This window comes from Collinsella aerofaciens, from assembly GCF_005845035.1.
In the GTDB taxonomy this organism is placed as follows: Bacteria; Actinomycetota; Coriobacteriia; order Coriobacteriales; family Coriobacteriaceae; genus Collinsella; species Collinsella aerofaciens_I.
Window position 1 is genome coordinate 78,355 of record NZ_SPFO01000007.1, and the last position, 16,573, is coordinate 94,927.

11 protein-coding genes are annotated in these 16,573 nt (G+C 62.9%); 10 read left to right on the forward strand and 1 reads right to left on the reverse strand.

From position 1 onward, the window contains the following. Nucleotides 1–9: 9 nt before the first annotated feature. The 10 genes from dnaE (at nucleotide 10) to FGQ67_RS05145 (ending at nucleotide 15,272) form a co-directional block, all read left to right on the forward strand. Nucleotides 10–3,813, forward strand: a complete 3,804-nt coding sequence (gene dnaE / locus FGQ67_RS05100) for a DNA polymerase III subunit alpha (RefSeq protein WP_138340440.1) — start codon at nucleotides 10–12, stop codon at nucleotides 3,811–3,813. A 38-nt stretch (nucleotides 3,814–3,851) separates the two neighbouring features. After that, nucleotides 3,852–7,325 carry a DEAD/DEAH box helicase gene (locus FGQ67_RS05105; RefSeq protein WP_138340441.1) on the forward strand — a complete coding sequence of 1,158 codons (3,474 nt, stop codon included), beginning with the start codon at nucleotides 3,852–3,854 and terminating at the stop codon, nucleotides 7,323–7,325. A gap of 101 nt (nucleotides 7,326–7,426) precedes the next feature. Further along, nucleotides 7,427–7,789 (forward strand): desulfoferrodoxin family protein, encoded by a 363-nt coding sequence (locus FGQ67_RS05110; RefSeq protein WP_138340442.1) that lies wholly within the window; start codon nucleotides 7,427–7,429, stop codon nucleotides 7,787–7,789. A 117-nt stretch (nucleotides 7,790–7,906) separates the two neighbouring features. Beyond that, nucleotides 7,907–9,892, forward strand: coding sequence for an NAD(+) synthetase (locus tag FGQ67_RS05115; protein WP_138340443.1), 1,986 nt, complete (start codon nucleotides 7,907–7,909; stop codon nucleotides 9,890–9,892). Nucleotides 9,893–10,063: 171 nt separating this feature from the next. Beyond that, nucleotides 10,064–10,585, forward strand: a complete 522-nt coding sequence (gene ruvC, locus FGQ67_RS05120; protein ID WP_118405685.1) for a crossover junction endodeoxyribonuclease RuvC — start codon at nucleotides 10,064–10,066, stop codon at nucleotides 10,583–10,585. After that, nucleotides 10,585–11,205 carry a Holliday junction branch migration protein RuvA gene (gene ruvA, locus FGQ67_RS05125; protein WP_138340444.1) on the forward strand — a complete coding sequence of 207 codons (621 nt, stop codon included), beginning with the start codon at nucleotides 10,585–10,587 and terminating at the stop codon, nucleotides 11,203–11,205. Before ruvC ends, ruvA begins: the two co-directional genes overlap by 1 nt. Continuing rightward, nucleotides 11,205–12,272, forward strand: a complete 1,068-nt coding sequence (gene ruvB / locus FGQ67_RS05130; protein ID WP_117735946.1) for a Holliday junction branch migration DNA helicase RuvB — start codon at nucleotides 11,205–11,207, stop codon at nucleotides 12,270–12,272. The genes ruvA and ruvB overlap by 1 nt, the downstream gene beginning before the upstream one ends. A 144-nt stretch (nucleotides 12,273–12,416) precedes the next feature. Continuing rightward, nucleotides 12,417–14,084 (forward strand): formate--tetrahydrofolate ligase, encoded by a 1,668-nt coding sequence (locus FGQ67_RS05135; RefSeq protein ID WP_138340445.1) that lies wholly within the window; start codon nucleotides 12,417–12,419, stop codon nucleotides 14,082–14,084. A 178-nt stretch (nucleotides 14,085–14,262) separates the two neighbouring features. Beyond that, nucleotides 14,263–14,943: a hypothetical protein gene (locus tag FGQ67_RS05140; protein WP_138340446.1), complete on the forward strand. Its 681-nt coding sequence runs from the start codon at nucleotides 14,263–14,265 to the stop codon at nucleotides 14,941–14,943. Beyond that, nucleotides 14,940–15,272, forward strand: coding sequence for an SNARE domain-containing protein (locus tag FGQ67_RS05145; RefSeq protein ID WP_138340447.1), 333 nt, complete (start codon nucleotides 14,940–14,942; stop codon nucleotides 15,270–15,272). The genes FGQ67_RS05140 and FGQ67_RS05145 overlap by 4 nt, the downstream gene beginning before the upstream one ends. 110 nt (nucleotides 15,273–15,382) lie before the next feature. On the opposite strand, the gene FGQ67_RS05150 is transcribed toward FGQ67_RS05145, so the two are convergent. Beyond that, entirely contained in the window at nucleotides 15,383–16,564 is a 1,182-nt protein-coding gene (locus FGQ67_RS05150; RefSeq protein WP_138340448.1) for a cation diffusion facilitator family transporter, read from the reverse strand. Nucleotides 16,565–16,573 lie beyond the last annotated feature (9 nt).

The window sequence follows — 16,573 nt, forward strand, 5'->3', positions numbered from 1 at the left end:
GCTCATCACATGGCATTCGTCCATCTGCACAACCACACTGTCTTCTCTATGCTCGACGGCGCAACCCGTATCCAGGATATGGTCAATCGTGCCGTTGAGCTTGGCATGCCCGCCGTGGCCATTACCGACCACGGCTACATGTACGGCGTACCCGACCTGGCGCTGGCCTGCGACGCCGTCAACCACAACACGCCCGAGTATAAAACCTGGAGCCACGACAAGGCCTTCTTGGAAAAGGACCGCCGCGACGAGCTGGTGGAGCCCGATCCTGAGTCAAACCCGCGCGAGCATGCCCAGTATGTGAAGGACATGGCCATGTGGGACGAGAAGGGCAACATCGACGAGCTCAAGCCGCCCCTGGTCATTAAGCCCATCTTTGGCTGCGAGGTCTACTTTACGCCGGACGAGACGCTCGCCCGCGACCACAAGCCCGAGCTCTACCACATGATCCTTCTGGCCAAGGACCAGGAGGGCTACGTCAACCTGATGCAGACGGTTTCCGAGGCCGCCGTGCAGGGCTTTTACTACAAGCCGCGTGTAACGCTCGACAACCTGCGCCGCCATGCCAAGGGCATGATCTGCACGAGCGCCTGTATCGCCGGCATCATCCCCAAATACATTGATCGCGGCGACATGGAGGGCGCCATCAAGTGGGCCGAGACCTTCCGTGACACCTTCGAGCCCGGTGACTTTTACATCGAGATCCAGGAACATGGCATCACGACCGACAACGGCCTGACCGACGAGCAGATGGACCGCACGCTCATCGACATCGCCAAGCAGGTGGGCGTCAAGGTCATCGCCACCAACGACTTCCACTATTTGCGCCGCGAGGATGCGCCCGTGCAGGACGTCATCATGTGCATTGGCATGAACGCCAAGGTCGATGACCCCAACCGCATGCGCATGACTGGCTCGGAGTTCTACATGAAGACCGAGGAGGAGATGCGGGCGATGTTCCCGTATTGCCCCGAGGCCTGCGACAACACGCTCGAGATTGCCGACAAGTGCTACGTGGAGCTGGACTGGGACTCCATCATCCTGCCGCGCTTCCCGCTGCTCGATCCCGGCGAGACGCACGAGAGCCAGTTCCGTCGCGAGTGCGAGAAAGGCCTGCGTCAGCACTACGGCGACGACTGGGCCACGCGCGAGATCGGCGGCGTCAACATCAAAGAGCGCTTTGAGTACGAATACAAGGTCATCTGCGACAAGGGCTTTGCCGCCTACTTCTTGATCGTTGCCGAGTACGTGCAATGGGCCAAGGACAATGGCATCGGCGTCGGCCCCGGCCGTGGCTCGGCCGCCGGCGCCATCGTCGCCTACGCCATGAACATCACCGCGTTCGACCCGCTCGAGAACGGCCTGATGTTCGAGAGGTTCCTGTCCCCGCAGCGTACCGAGATGCCCGATATCGATATGGACTTCGACGATGAGCGGCGCCTCGAGGTCGTTGAGCACGTTCGCCAGCTCTACGGCCCCGAGAAAGTCACCCACGTCATCACCTACTCGACCATCAAGGCCAAGCAGGCTATCAACGACGCCGCGCGCGTTCTGGACTACCCGGTCTACATGGGCCAGCGCCTGTCCAAGATGGTCTCGAGCGACCCCAAGGTCAAACTCAAGCAGGTGCTCGACAAACAGCCCGGCAAAGAGGATCTGTTTAACCCCGATTTTGCCGAGGCCTATAAAAAGGACGACGACGCTCGCCGCATCATCGACACGGCGCTCTCTATCGAGGGCCTCACTCGTGGCGAGGGCGTGCATGCGTGCGCCGTTCTGATCTGCCGTGACCCCGTCAACGAACATGTGCCGACCAAGCTCGATACCAAGGGCGGCGTCGAGATTACCCAGTACGAGGGCCATACCGTCGCCGACATGGGCCTGCTCAAGATGGACTTCCTGGGCCTGCGCACGCTGACGGTTATTTCCAAGGCAAAGGCCAACATCAAAAAGAACTTTGGCATCGACATCAAAGAGGAAGAGATTCCCTTTGACGATCCCGAGATCTTTAAGCTCATGGGCTCCGGCCACACTGCCGGCGTCTTCCAGGTCGAGTCCGCCGGCATGACGGCCACGATCAAGAACATGAAGCCCACCGAGTACAAGCACGTCGTAGCATTGATCGCCCTGTACCGCCCGGGCCCGCTGGGCGCCGGCATGGTCTCGTCCTACATCAACCGTATGAACGGCAAGGAGCCGGCGGTCTCCTACGACGATCGCCTGGACGACATCCTGGGCGAAACCTACGGCACCATGGTCTACCAGGAGCAGGTTATGCTCATCTCCGTCGAGATGTGCGGCTTCTCCAAGGGCGAATCGGACTCGCGCATCCGTAAGCCCGTGGCTAAGAAAAAGATCAAGCTGCTCACGTCGACGGTGCTGCATTGGGAGGATGGCTCGGACGAGACCACCTACGACCACTGGATGAACGGCGCCATCAAGAACAACTACACGCGCGAGGTCGCCCAGAAGATTTGGGACGATGTTCTTGAGTTCGCGTCCTACGCCTTCAACAAGTCGCACTCCGCCGGCTATGCCATTCTGGTTATGCAGACGGCATGGCTCAAGGCGCACTATCCGCACGAGTACATGGCGGCCGTTCTGACGTCCTATACGGGCAAGACCGACAAGATCGTGCACTACGTCTCGGCGTGCCGTCACGACGGCATCCCCGTACTGTCGCCAGACGTCAACGAGTCCGGCACCGAGTTCACGGCTACCAAGGAAGGCGTGCGCTTTGGTCTGGCCGGCATCCGCGGCGTTGGTACCGGCGTGGCGCAGGCGATTATCGCCGAGCGCGAGGCGGGCGGTCCGTTTAAGACGCTGCACGACTTTGTGGAGCGCGTGGACTCGAGCCAGGCAAACCGTCGCGTGATCGAATCGCTGATCAAGGCAGGTGCCTTCGACTCCACGGGCTATCCGCGCCGCCAGATGATGCACTTTGTGGACAAGAACAACCCCGAGAACATCATCGACGCCGCGGTAAAGCGCCAGAAGGACCGTGCGAGCGGCCAGACCTCGTTCTTCGACATGTTTGGCGACGTTGAGGGCTCGGGCTTCGAGGTCAGCGTGCCCGATCCGGACGGCCAGGAGTGGGACCGCCACCTCAAGCTGAGCCAGGAGAAGGAGGTTCTGGGCATTTACGTCTCGGACCACCCACTGCGCCCGTTTGAGTATGCACTGAGCAAAGCGCGCGACTTCTCGTTCTCGCAGATCGACACCGGCTACGAGGTGCAAAACCCCACGGGCGGCACTATCAACCAGGAGATTCCCGAGGGCAAGGCGCTGTGGTGGGCCGGCATGGTCTCGAGCGTGTCCAAGCGCGTGACCAAAAACGGCGACCCGATGGGCATCGTGCAGCTCGAGGACATGGAAGGCGAGGCCACGGTCGTGGTGTTCCCCAAGACCTACAAGGAGGCCGAGGGGTACCTGTACGGCGAGGTCGATCCCGAGACCGGCGCGCAGCTGTCCGATGCGTTTGTGCGCATTAAGGGCAAGCTCGAGCGCTCGGACCGCGGCGACCAGATCATCGCGCAGGAGATCGTGCCGCTGGAGCTCAACGAGGAGAACAACAAGCCCAAGGTGTTTGAGGTCATGGTGCCCAATAGCCGCTTTAGTCAGGGCAATATGGCGCGTCTTGCCACGGTGCTTACCGCCAACCCGGGCGGCGACCGCGTGGAGATCTTTATCGAGCAGGTGGACGGGCGCGTGCTGCGTGCCGAGGTGCCGGCCAAGGTCAACGCACGCTCGATTCCGCTGTTGGCAGAGGCCAAGGCCATTGTGGGTAACCAAGGCAGAGTGACGGTGATCTAAGGGCGACCTTGCTGGTCCGCGCGAGATTGGAGGAAGTGATGACGCAGGGGACGTTTGCGCAGGCGCTTCGTAAAGAGGCGGCGCTCAGCAGTACCTTTATGAAGGGGCGCTCGCTCATGCTCAACGGCGCCGTGCTGTCGTTCGAAGACTCCGGCTCGCGCTTCTCCAAAAATGTGACTATCGAGGGCTCGGTGCGCGGCTCGCGCGGCGACCTGTACAAGACGCACGTGGCGCTCGACATGGACGAGCACGAGGTTGTCGACTACGACTGCGATTGCCCCGCCGCCTTCCGCTATTCCGGCATGTGCAAGCACGCCATCGCCACGGCGCTAGCGTATCTGGATGCCAGCGGCGCCGAGTCCGTCGAGGGTTTGCGCACGCCGGTCCGCACGTTTACGGTACCGCCCGCACAGTCCAAGCAGCCCGCACGCCCCGCGCCCACCGCATCTGCGGTCAACCCCAACTTTCCCTTTCCGGCACCCATCCCCACGAGCCCGAGCCTTGTGGCGGCGCTTTCCGATCTTTCGGACGCGCGCATGGATGAGCTGGCGAGCATGCGCCGCAAGCTTGCCGGTGCCGTTGATCCCGATGCGCCCAAAGCGGTGCTGGAGCCCTCGTTGGTGCCGTACTACAATCCGCTGTTTGCCGACCGCTTTAACTGGGCGCTTGAGTTTCGCATTCGCAGCGGTTCGGTGTCCTACGTGGTTAAGGATATCGACGGCATGGCCGATGCCTATGTGCGCGGCGGTACGTTCTCCTATGGCAAGAAGCTTACGTTTGTCCATGTGTCCGAGGCATTCGACGACGTATCGACAAAGCTGCTCGACTTTATCGCAATGACGGTCGCCTACCTGAGCGACATCACGAGTTCGCGCTCGGCATCGTACGACTTTGCCCGCAGCGGCTTTGTCGCCGAGCGTCAGTTGCCGGTATCCGAGTATTCCGTCGTGTCCGTGCTGGACCTGCTGCGTGGCAGGACCCTGTCCTTTGAGCCTGCTTGGTCGCGGGGGACGACGACGCATCGCGCCTACGAGGTGGCCGTCGAGCCGTCGCCGCAGGGGGAGGGACAAGCCCCGGCTAAGCGCCCGCCGCTCCTTGCCGCCAAGATTGCACCGGCGGCGGGAGGCAGCTACGACTTGCGTCTGCCGGCCGATACGTACTGCTTTGTCGCGGGCGACGCAGCCTATCTGGTCGATACGCGCCGCGCGCGCCGTAGCGACACGGCGTTTGCCCAACATGCGGCGCCGTTCCTATCGCACTTGTTGCCCTGCCGCACGCCGGTCCATATCGCCGCCGACCAGGTGGGCGAGTTCTGCCGCATGGCGCTGCCCATCTTGCGCGACTACACCGACCTTACCGCTCCCGCCGCGCTCGACGCCGTGGCGCCCGAGCCGAGTTTTGCCATGGCGATCGGCGTCGACGATGGGCTTGTGACCTGCAAAGTTACGGTTACCTACGGCGATTGGTCGGCAGATCTCTTTAGTCTTGGTGCTCCGGGCAGTCCCTTCGAAGAACAGCGCCCCGGCGTTCCGCCCCGCGATACGGTGGCGGAGTTTCGCGTTATGGACACGGCGGCCCTGTATTTCGATTTCTACGAGGGCGGCCTGGCATTTGAGGAGCGCGATGACGAGAGCCTGTTCCACTTGCTGACCGAGGGCCTGTCTGCCCTGTCCGAGCTGGGCGAGGTCATGCTCAGCGACCGCCTGCGCCAGATCTCGGTGCGCCCTGCGCCCAAGCTTTCTGTGCGCGCGACCGTCAAGAGTAACCTGCTCGACGTCGAGCTGGGTGCGAGCGGGCTTTCGGCGGCTGACCTTGCCATCTACCTCGATTCCTACAAGCGTCACCAGACGTTTGCGCGTCTCACGTCGGGCGACATCGTGCGCCTGGACGAGGGCGCTCGTGCTGCGTTTGGCCTTGCCGAGGACTTGGGCGTCGATGCCGTCGACCTGCTCGACGGCGTGTCGCTTCCCGCGTCGAGCACCCTTTTTGTCGATAGCATGCTCGCGCGCACGCCGGCGCTCGAGGCCGATCGCGACGCCGCGTTCCGCCGCACCGTCGAGCGTCTGGACACGCTCGGCAAGATGGACTTTACGGTGCCTGCCTCGCTCAAGGCCACACTGCGTGGCTACCAGGTCGACGGCTACCAGTGGCTCGGCTCGCTTGAGCATCTGGGCCTTGGCGGCATCTTGGCCGACGATATGGGCCTGGGCAAAACGCTGCAGATGATCGCGCACATTCTGGCGCGCGTGGAAGCGGGGGATACCAAGCCCACGCTCGTGGTATGCCCCGCGTCGCTCGTGTACAACTGGGCTGCCGAGTTGGAGCGCTTTGCCCCCTCGCTTGATGTGTGCGCCATCGTGGGTGCCAAGGCCCAGCGTCGCGTGCAAATTGCCGGTGCCGCCGAGCACAACGTGGTCGTGACGTCATATGACCTCATGCGCCGGGACATCGACGAATACGTCGAGCAGGACTTTGCCCGTGTGGTACTCGACGAGGCCCAGTACATTAAAAACCCGCTCACCCAGGTGGCGCGCGCCGCCAAGCGCCTGCCGGCCGGCGTGCGCTTTGCCCTGACGGGCACGCCCATCGAAAACCGCCTGTCCGAGCTCTGGAGCATCTTCGACTATTTGATGCCGGGCCTTTTGGGCACGCGCGAGTCGTTTGCCAAGCGTTTTGAGAGTCCGGTCGAGCACGCCGAGGGCGACAGCGCCGCTCGTCTGCAGGCGCTCGTGTCGCCGTTTGTGCTGCGTCGTGTTAAGGAAGACGTGGTGGCCGACCTGCCCGAGAAGATCGAGGACACGGTTATGGCACAGCTCACCGGCGAGCAGCGCAAGCTCTACCTGGCCAATCAGGACCGCATCGCCCAGCAGGTACAGCATCGCGAGGCCAATGAGTTTAAGAAGGACAAGCTCAAGGTGCTCGCCGAGCTCACCAAGCTGCGCCAGATCTGCTGCGACCCGCATCTGCACTACGAGGACTACAAGGCGGGCAGCGCCAAGCTCGACGCTTGCATGGAACTCGTGCACGGCGCGCTCGACGGCGGACACCACATCCTGCTGTTCAGCCAGTTTACGGGCATGCTCGATATTATCGGCAAGCGCCTGGCCAAGGAGGACATCGGCTTTTTTAAGCTTACGGGCGCATCGTCCAAGGAAAGCCGCGCCAAGATGGTCGCGCAGTTCCAAGCGGGCGAGGTGCCGGTTTTCTTGATTTCGCTCAAGGCGGGCGGCGTCGGCCTGAACCTGACAGCCGCCGACGTGGTCATTCACTACGACCCGTGGTGGAACGTGGCGGCGCAAGACCAGGCGACCGACCGTGCCCACCGTATTGGCCAGCAACACACCGTGACCGTGTACAAGCTCATCGCCAAGGACACGATCGAGGAGCGCATCATGCAGATGCAGGAGTCCAAGCGCGACCTAGTCAACAGCGTGCTCGGTGGCGACGGTATCTCCTCGGCGCTGTTTACTCGCGAGGATGTCCTGGCGCTACTGGGCGGTGACGGGCGCTAACCTCGCTCGTTATGTGTTCATTTGCGATGCCGTGGATGTTTCGTTTGCCTTTGGGCATAAGAAGCATCGAGAACACCGGCACATCAGCAAAGGAGAACATCATGGCGAAATTCTTTAAGGACTCTGACGGCAAGCTCATCGCTGCCCTTGGCGACGACGTTGCAACCCCCGCCGGCTGCACGGAGCTGACCGCGAACACCGAGGACGCGGCGCACGAGAAGCACGTGCCCGTCATCGAGAGCGAGCGCGACGGTCACGTGATCCGTGCGCGCGTGGGCTCGGTCGAGCACCCCAGCCTGCCCGAGCACTACATCGAGTGGATCGCGCTCGAGGCCGAGGGCCGTCTGGAGGTCCACTACCTTGAGCCCGGCATGAAGCCCGCGACGTTTTTTGCCGGCGGTTCCAAGACCGGCACCGTCTATGCCTATTGCAACCTGCACGGGCTGTGGTCCGCGACGTTCTAGGAGCGTGCCCCCGCTCGGGGTATCATAGCTAGCATATGCACATGCAAGCGCCGACTGCATCTTGCGGCCGGCGCTTTTACTACGACAACGACGGTTTACGACGGAAAGGGCTGAGCCATGAAGCTCGCACTTGCACAGATCGATATGCGCCTGGGGGATATTGAGGGTATCTGCGGCCGCATCGAGGATCAGGCGCGCCTGGCCCACGAGCGCGGTGCGCGCGTACTGTGCGTGCCGGCCCCGCTCTTTATGGGTGCCCTGCCCGGTGGTCTGGTGGGCGCTGCCGACTTTGAACACGATATGCTTACTGGCCTGTCCGGCGTCGCTGAGCGCATCCAGGAGCTCGATATGATCTGCATCGTGCCCGCGGCGGTTTCGTTTGAGGGCCAGCCCCTGCTCGACTACATGATGCTCAAGGACGGTCGCGTGGTGCCCGCGCGCGCAAGCATTGCCCTGCAACGCGGCGAGAACAACGACGCGCGTTGGGCGCCGCCGGTGTTCGATGTGGACGGCGTGCGCATCGCGGTGATCTTCGATCTGGACCGCGAGCTCGAGATGCTGCCGACCGGGGTCGATTTAATTGTCTATTTCCAGTTCAACGCATTCGATATGACTGACCGCGAGACCGCTGCCGTTGCCGCCGTGCGCAGTGGCGCCTACCGCAAGATCGCTTCCAAGCGCAGCGTGTGGTTTGCCTGCATGGCGCCGGTCGGTGCGTACGACGAGTCGGTGTATACCGGCGGGTCGTTTGTGCTCGACGACTGCTGCCGCGTGGTGGCCCAGGCGCCGTGTTTTGAGGAGAGCCTGCTGGTCCAGGAGATTCAACGCGGCGTGATGCTCGATGCCCTGGAGGACCATGAGCTGCCCGAGTTCCGCTCTGAGGAGTGGTTGTGGCAGGCACTGGTGCTCGCCGTTCGCGACAACGCCCGCGCCCGCGGTACGTCGCGCGCCGTGGTGGCGCTCGAGGGCGACCTGCCGTCGTCCCTGCTGGCGGCGCTTGCCGTCGACGCCTTGGGTCCGCGCAATGTGATCGGCCTGGTGCTGGGGCGCAACCGCATCTTTACGCCGGCGCAGGAGGAGGCCGAGGCGGCTCGCTGTTCCGCCGTTCGCGCCATTGCCGAGCGCCTGCATATTCGCACGGTTGAGCGCGATGCGCCGGATGCCGCGCGTGTGCTCGACCGCGACGTGTCGGCAGGCGATGCCGAGCGTCTGCGCTCCCGCACGCTGGGCCTGATGCTCGAGGATACGGCGCTCGAGCTGGGCGCGATAGCGCTGAGTCCGCTGTCCAAAACCGAGTACGCGCTGGCGGCGTCGGCGCTTTGCGGTGGCTACCAGGGAGATTACGCGCCCTTCGGCGACGTGTACCTGTCGACGCTCGAGTTTGTGGCGCGTGTGCGCAACCGTACGTCTGCTGTGGTGCCGCAGGAGCTTGTGACGCTCAATGCGGTGGAGGATTGCATGGAGCGCGTGCTGGCGCAGGCGCTCTCGACGCTCGATGGTCCGGTCGACATGCTCGACCGCGCGGCGCAGCTGCTGGGCGGGTTGGAGCCCGGCGAGATCGACGGCGCGCTCGAGGCGCATGTGGACCGCAACCGTCCCTTCGACGACATTCCGATGGCCACTGGCAAGCCCGAGGCCTGCTCGCTGCTGCTGATGCTCGTTCGCCAGGGCGAGGCCGCTCGCCGCATGTTGCCGACGGCGCCGATTGTCTCGGCCCGTTCGTTTGCCGAGCGCTCGTGGCCGTATATGCTTGCGTGGTCGGATTTGGGGCTTGGTGGCAAGGAGCGCATGACGGTCGATTCGCTGGCGCGCGCCGAGGTGCGCCGGTTTGACGAGGGCGATGCGAGCGAGCGCATGCGCGGCGAGATGATGGGTCTGCTCGGCGAGTTGTTGGGCATTTCGCCCGAGCAGATGGAGGAGCTGCGTTCCGAGGACGGCCAGCGCCGCCTGCATGAAGGTATGAAAAAGTTTGAGGGCGAGGTCCAGGACGCCATCGACAAGATGATGGGCGGCCAGGGCGGGCCGCAAGGTGGTCCGCAGGGCATGCCGATGCCTCATCCCCCGGTGGATCCTCGCCAATTTCCCTTCTTCAGTCAGAACTAGGGTTTTGATAAGGGAATGCCACGAGAGGGATTTCCCTGCGATCGTAAGCTCAACAATTGAGATGATCTTGCCTTAAGTATATCGGCCCCATTGTGTTATTCTAGAACAGACGTTCGTGAATGATGCGCGGGGCCTTTCCCTTGCGTATGGCAAAGGCGAGGGGAGGCTGGCTTGGTTATCTTGGGTATTGACCCCGGTTTGGCCCATACGGGTTGGGGGATTATCGAGGAGCGGCGCGGCGAGGTTCGCTGCCGTGCCTACGGTTGTATCGAAACCAGTGCCGGCAGCCCGCTCGCGGTTCGTTTGTCACATATCGCTCGCGACCTTAAGGATGTGGTTGAGCGCTATCGTCCCGATACCGCTGCCGTCGAGAGCATCTACTTTGGCGCCAACGTTCGCTCGGCAATACCTACGGCACACGCCCGTGGCGCCGCGCTCGTGGCGCTTTCGGAATGTGCGCTCGAGATTGGCGAGTACACGCCCATGCAGATCAAGCAAGCCGTCGTGGGCACAGGTGCTGCGGATAAGCGGCAGGTTGCCTACATGGTGCGTACGTTGACGCAGCTCGACCACGACCCGCATCCCGACCATGCCGCCGATGCCCTGGCCTGCGCTATCTGCCACGTTAATCTCAGCCGCACCCGCGCCCTCACCGGCGGCGAGTTCTACCAACAGAGAGGAACCGGATACTGATGATCTCCCAGCTCCATGGAACGCTTGTCGAGGCCACGATGAGCTCGGCCGTTGTCGATGTGTCGGGCGTGGGCTTTGAGCTCGGCATCTCTGGTAGCACCGCGGCCACGCTGCCTGCGCCCGGTGGCGAGGTTCGCCTGTATACCCGCATGCAGGTACGCGAGGACGCCATGACGCTCTTTGGCTTTGCCTCCAAGGACGAGCGCACGATGTTCGACCGCCTTGTGTCCGTTTCGGGCGTGGGTCCGCGTCTGGCGCTTGCCGTACTTTCCACCTATACGGTGGGGCAGCTGTACTCCTTGGTGATGGCCGAGGACGACAAGGGCATGGCAAAGGTACCCGGCGTGGGCAAAAAGACCGCCCAGCGCCTGATCTTGGAACTCAAGAGCACCTTTGCCAAGGACAAGGGCTTTGTGCCGGTCGATGTGATTCCCGGCCAGGTCGCGATGCCGGTGCCCGCTGCTGCTCCTTCGGCGCTTGACGACGCCCGCGCGGCGCTCCTTTCCATGGGCTTTAGCCCACAGGAGACCGATGTTGCCCTGAGCGGGTATGATGGGCAGAATATGCGTGTCGAGGACTTGCTCGGCGCGGCGCTTAAGCGACTCGGAATGGATGCGTGATGTGGGAAGCCGATGACTCTCAGGACCTGTGGGCGACGCCCGGCAACTCGCCGGCGGCATCCATGGCGCATGGCGAGCGCATGGTGGGCTCGGAGTTAACGCCCGAGGACCTCGATGTCGATCGCACCCTGCGCCCCCAGCGCCTGGACGACTACTGCGGCCAGGAGCATATTAAGCAGAGCCTGCGCGTGCTGATCGAGGCGGCGCAGAGCCGCGGCGAGACGCTCGATCACGTGATCTTCTCGGGCCCTCCGGGCCTGGGCAAGACCACGCTTGCCACCGTTATCGCCAACGAGCTGGGTGCTCAGATTAAGACGACGAGCGGTCCTGCCATCGCGCGAACCGGTGACCTGGCGGCCATCCTCACCAACCTGCAACCGGGCGACGTGCTGTTTATCGACGAGATCCACCGCCTTAACCGTTCGGTCGAGGAGGTCCTGTATCCCGCGATGGAGGACTTTGCGCTCGATATCGTGATCGGCAAGGGTCCGGCGGCGCGCTCGATTCGCCTGGATATCCCCAAGTTCACGCTGGTGGCGGCAACGACCCGCTCGGGTATGTTGACCGGCCCGTTGCGCGACCGCTTTGGCATTTCGTATCGTCTGGACTACTACACCGTCGAGGAGCTCGCTCAAATCGTGACGCGCTCGGCGACCATCCTGGGCGTGACCATTGACCATCCGAGCGCGCTCGAAATCGGTTCGCGCTCGCGCGGCACGCCACGCCTGGCCAACCGCCTGCTCAAGCGCGTGCGCGACTATGCGCAGGTGCGCGGCAACGGCCCTATCGAGCTTGACATTTGCCGCCAGGCGCTCGAGTTCTTCGAGATCGATGAGCTTGGCCTGGACTGGATGGACATTCGCATTTTGGAGACGCTTGCCAAGACGTTTTCCGGTCGCGCCGTGGGCCTGACGACCCTTGCCAGTGCGGTAGGCGAGGACCCGGGTACGCTCGAGGACGTGTACGAGCCCTATCTGCTGCAGTGCGGCCTGATGATCCGTACGCCCCAGGGCCGCCAGGCAACGCTTCGCACGTTTGAGCATCTGGGTATTGAGCCTACCGTTTAGGGACCCTTGTTTTGGCGGGTTTGTAGGCTATCGCTGGGCATTGGATAAACATATCGTCGTTCATCGGTTACGGGTGCTTTACTATTGCGCGCCCGTGCTATGCTGGATTGGTCTTTTTCTCACACGGTAACGAAAGGACCGCCCATGCCTACCGACATCGAAATCGCACGTTCTGTAACGCCGCTGCCCATTACCGAGGTGGCTAAGAACGCCGGCGTCGACGTTAAGCACCTGATTCCGTACGGCTTCGACAAGGCAAAGGTCGACTATTCACTGCTCAACGAGCCGACCGATCACCAGGCCAAGCTCGTCCTTGTGACCGCTATCAACCCCACGCCTGCGGGCGAGGGCAAGACCACCACGACCATCGGTCTGGCCGACGGCCTGCGTCGTCGCGGCGTCAAGAGCGCCGTGGCCCTGCGCGAGCCTTCGCTCGGTCCCGTGTTTGGTGTGAAGGGCGGTGCCGCCGGCGGCGGTTGGGCCCAGGTCATCCCCATGGAGGACATCAACCTGCACTTTACCGGTGACTTCCACGCCATCGGCGCTGCGAACAACCTGCTGGCCGCCATGCTCGATAACCATATTCAGCAGGGCAACCAGCTTGGCATCGACGTTAAGCGCATCACCTGGAAGCGCGTCGTCGACATGAACGACCGCCAGCTGCGCCATGTGATCGACGGCATTGGCGGCAAGGCCCAGGGCGTGCCGCGCGAGGACGGCTTCGACATCACCGTCGCCTCCGAGGTCATGGCGATCCTGTGCCTGTCCACGAGCATCAACGACCTCAAGGAGCGCCTGGGCGAGATCGTCGTCGGCTACAGCTATGCTGGCGAGCCTGTCCGCGCCCGCGACCTCAAGGCTCAGGGCGCCATGGCCGCGCTGCTTAAGGACGCGCTCAAGCCCAACCTGGTGCAGACGCTCGAGGGTACGCCCGCGTTTGTCCACGGCGGCCCCTTCGCCAACATCGCCCACGGCTGCAACTCCATCATGGCCACGCGTATGGCTATGCGCTTTGGCGATGTCGCCATTACCGAGGCAGGCTTTGGCGCCGATTTGGGTGCCGAGAAGTTTCTCGACATCAAGTGCCGCATGACGGGCGTTCGCCCCAGCGCCGTCGTGATTGTCGCGACCGCCCGTGCGCTTAAGTACAACGGTGGTGTTGCCAAGGCCGACCTCAACGAGGAGAACCTCGAGGCGCTCAAGGCCGGTATGCCCAACCTGCTGCGCCACGTCGACAACATTCAGAACGTCTACGGTCTGCCCTGTGTGGTTGCCATCAATCGCTTCCCGACGGACACCGAGGCCGAGCTGGAGCTCATCGAGTCCGAGTGCCAGAAGCTGGGCGTCAACGTTAAGCTGTCCGAGGTCTGGGCCAAGGGCGGCGAGGGCGCGCTCGAGCTGGCCGATGAGGTCATGCGCCTGATCGAGCAGCCGAGCGAGCTCAAGTTTGCTTACGAGGACGGTGCCGATGTGGCCGACGCCCTCGAGGCCGTTGCCACCAAGGTTTACCGTGCCGACGGCGTTGACTTTACGCCGGCTGCCAAGCGCCAGCTCGCTGAGCTGCGCGAGAACGGCTTTGGCAACCTGCCGGTGTGCGTGGCCAAGACGCAGTACAGCTTTAGCGACAACGCTAAGGCCCTCGGTGCCCCCGAGGGCTTCCGCATCACCGTGCGCGAGCTCAAGGTTTCCGCCGGCGCTCACTTCGTGGTCGCGCTGACCGGCAGCGTTCTGACCATGCCGGGCCTGCCCAAGGTTCCCGCGGCCGAGAACATCGACGTCGACAACGACGGCAACATCACCGGCCTGTTCTAAGCTCGCTATTCATAGCCGCTTGCCCGCCCCGCCGCGCCACCAAGGCCCGGCGGGGCTTTTTATCCCGAGGACCGCGCATGTCTTGTAGATACCGGCGGGCACTGCCCATCATAGGCTTTTGCGCGGGTAGAATGCATGGATAACTCGATGCTTGCAGGCGACGGAAAGGAAACGTTGCATGGACCAGGATAAGACGACCGTAATGGGTGGCTACGGCTCCGCGCAGGCGGGTAATAGCGCCGATGCGACCCGCGTTGTGGCAAATCCCGGCTACGTCGCGCCCGACGCGACCCAGGCCACGGCCGAGCCCACGCGAGTTATGGGTTATGGCAACGCGGCGCCGGACCCTTACGCTGTCCCTTCGCAAAGCCCCTACGGCAACGTGGCACCAGACCCGTTTGATTACGCGCCGCAGGACCCCTATGCCAGTTCCGCGCCGGACCCTTACAGCGATTTGTCGCAAAATTCCATTCTGCAGCCTCAGCAGACGACGTATATGCCGCGTACGGCACAGGCCCAGCCTCGTTATGACTCGCGCGATTCGCGTGCGCGCCAGCCCTATCGCGAGTATCCCAAATCGATTCCGCAGTATGGCGAGGACGAGGGGGAGAAGTCCTCGCGTTCGTCGAGCGTTATTAAGAAGATTCTCATCGTACTGGCGATTTTCTTTGCCTTATCGGTTGTGTTTGCCATCGTGTCGGGCATGCTCAATAAACGAGGCGCTTCAACCGATACGACGGCAGAGCAGGCCGAGGCTACCCAATCAGGCGCTGTGGACCTGAGTGATATCCCGGGACAGTACTGGTCTAACGCCAAGAAGCTCCTCAAGTCGCGCGGGGCCGACTTTCGAACGCCGTGATTCTGACCGACGATGGCTCGACGCCCGTTGTCGATGCTAACTGGGTGGTTACGTCTGCCCGCTACAACGGCGATGGCAACTTGGAGGTCCAGCTCACTCGTAAGGATGGCTCGTCGGGCAATGTGTCTGGTGGCCAGGGCGGCACGGATAGCTCGAGTTCCGGCGCGCTGGAAGATCTCAGCAACAAGGCCCAGGAGCTGGGAGACAAGGCCCAAGAGCTGGGCGATACGGCCCAAAACCTCGGCGACACCGCGCAGAACCTGGGCGACATGGCGACGGATGCCTGGAACGCACTGCAAAACGGCATTTCGGGCGCACAGGGGAACTAGCGGCTGAGCGGCTAGAGCCTTAGCAGTGCAAACAAAAACGGGACGCAGTGTCGCGTGACCGGGCGCATGTGCGCGTGGGTCGGCGGTCCTGCGTCCCGTTTTGCCGTCGATTACAGACGCTCTGCCGGGCGCTCGGGCGAGCTAAAGCCCGAGTCAAACGTGACGACGCACGAGGCATCGGGCCTGCGCTCGTGCACGATGCGCGTGACGAGCTCCAACAGCTCCTCGTCGGATATGTCAAAGCCGTCGGGGCGCACCAGGTCAAACGAAACGAAGCCGTCGTGTTCGTGTAGGTCGTGGATGGAGAGCGCGGGATCAATCTGCATGACGCCGCGCTTGACCCAGCCGCGCAGATCGTCGCCGGTGGTGGCGATGGGGTCGCAGTGCAGCGTGATATCGATGCCCATCTGGCGCTTGATGTCGTGCTCGATGGTGTCCAGAATCTCGTGGTGCTCAAATGCGTCGCCCTCGCCAGGCATCTCCACGTGGGCGCTGGCAAACTGACGACCGGGGCCGTAGTCGTGCACCATGAGGTCGTGTGTGCCCAAGACCTGCGGATAGGACATGATCTTGTCGCGGATTGCCTGGACGAGCTTGGGGTCGGGCGCTTGCCCCAGCAACGGGCTGATGGCGTCGCGCACTAGGCCCATGCCGCTGATGCAGATGAAGATGCCCACACCCAGGCCTGCCCAGCCATCGAGGTCAAAGCCGGTCATCTGCGAAATAAGCGCCGCCACCAAGACCGAGCCCGAGGTGATGACGTCGTTTTTGGAGTCCTGTGCTGTGGCGATGAGCGTCTCCGAGTCGATGCGGTCGCCCAGCGTGCGGTTGAACGCGGCCATCCAGAGCTTAACGAGCATGGACAAGACGAGGGCGGCTAAGGAGAGCACCGAATATGCAGTGGGGGAAGGCTTGATGATCTTGGTGACCGACTCAAGGATCAGGTTGATGCCGACGGCGCAAACCAGGACGGCGACAAACAGGCCGGCTAGGTACTCATAGCGGCCGTGGCCATAGGGGTGACCTTCGTCGGCCGGGCGGCTGGCAAGTCGGAATCCGAGCAGGCTCACGATGTTGCTCGAGGCATCGGAGAGGTTGTTGAAAGCGTCGGCGATGAGGGAGACGGAGCCGGCGAGCAGGCCCGCGATGCCCTTGGCCAGGCACAGGGTGATGTTGAGGCCAATGCAGATGAGGCTTGCGGAAAAGCCCGCGTTGGTGCGGCAAGATGCATCGACCGGCTCGCTCTCGCTGCCGGGAACAAGCGTATGTACCAGCCGATTTACAAATAGCATAGCGGTCGT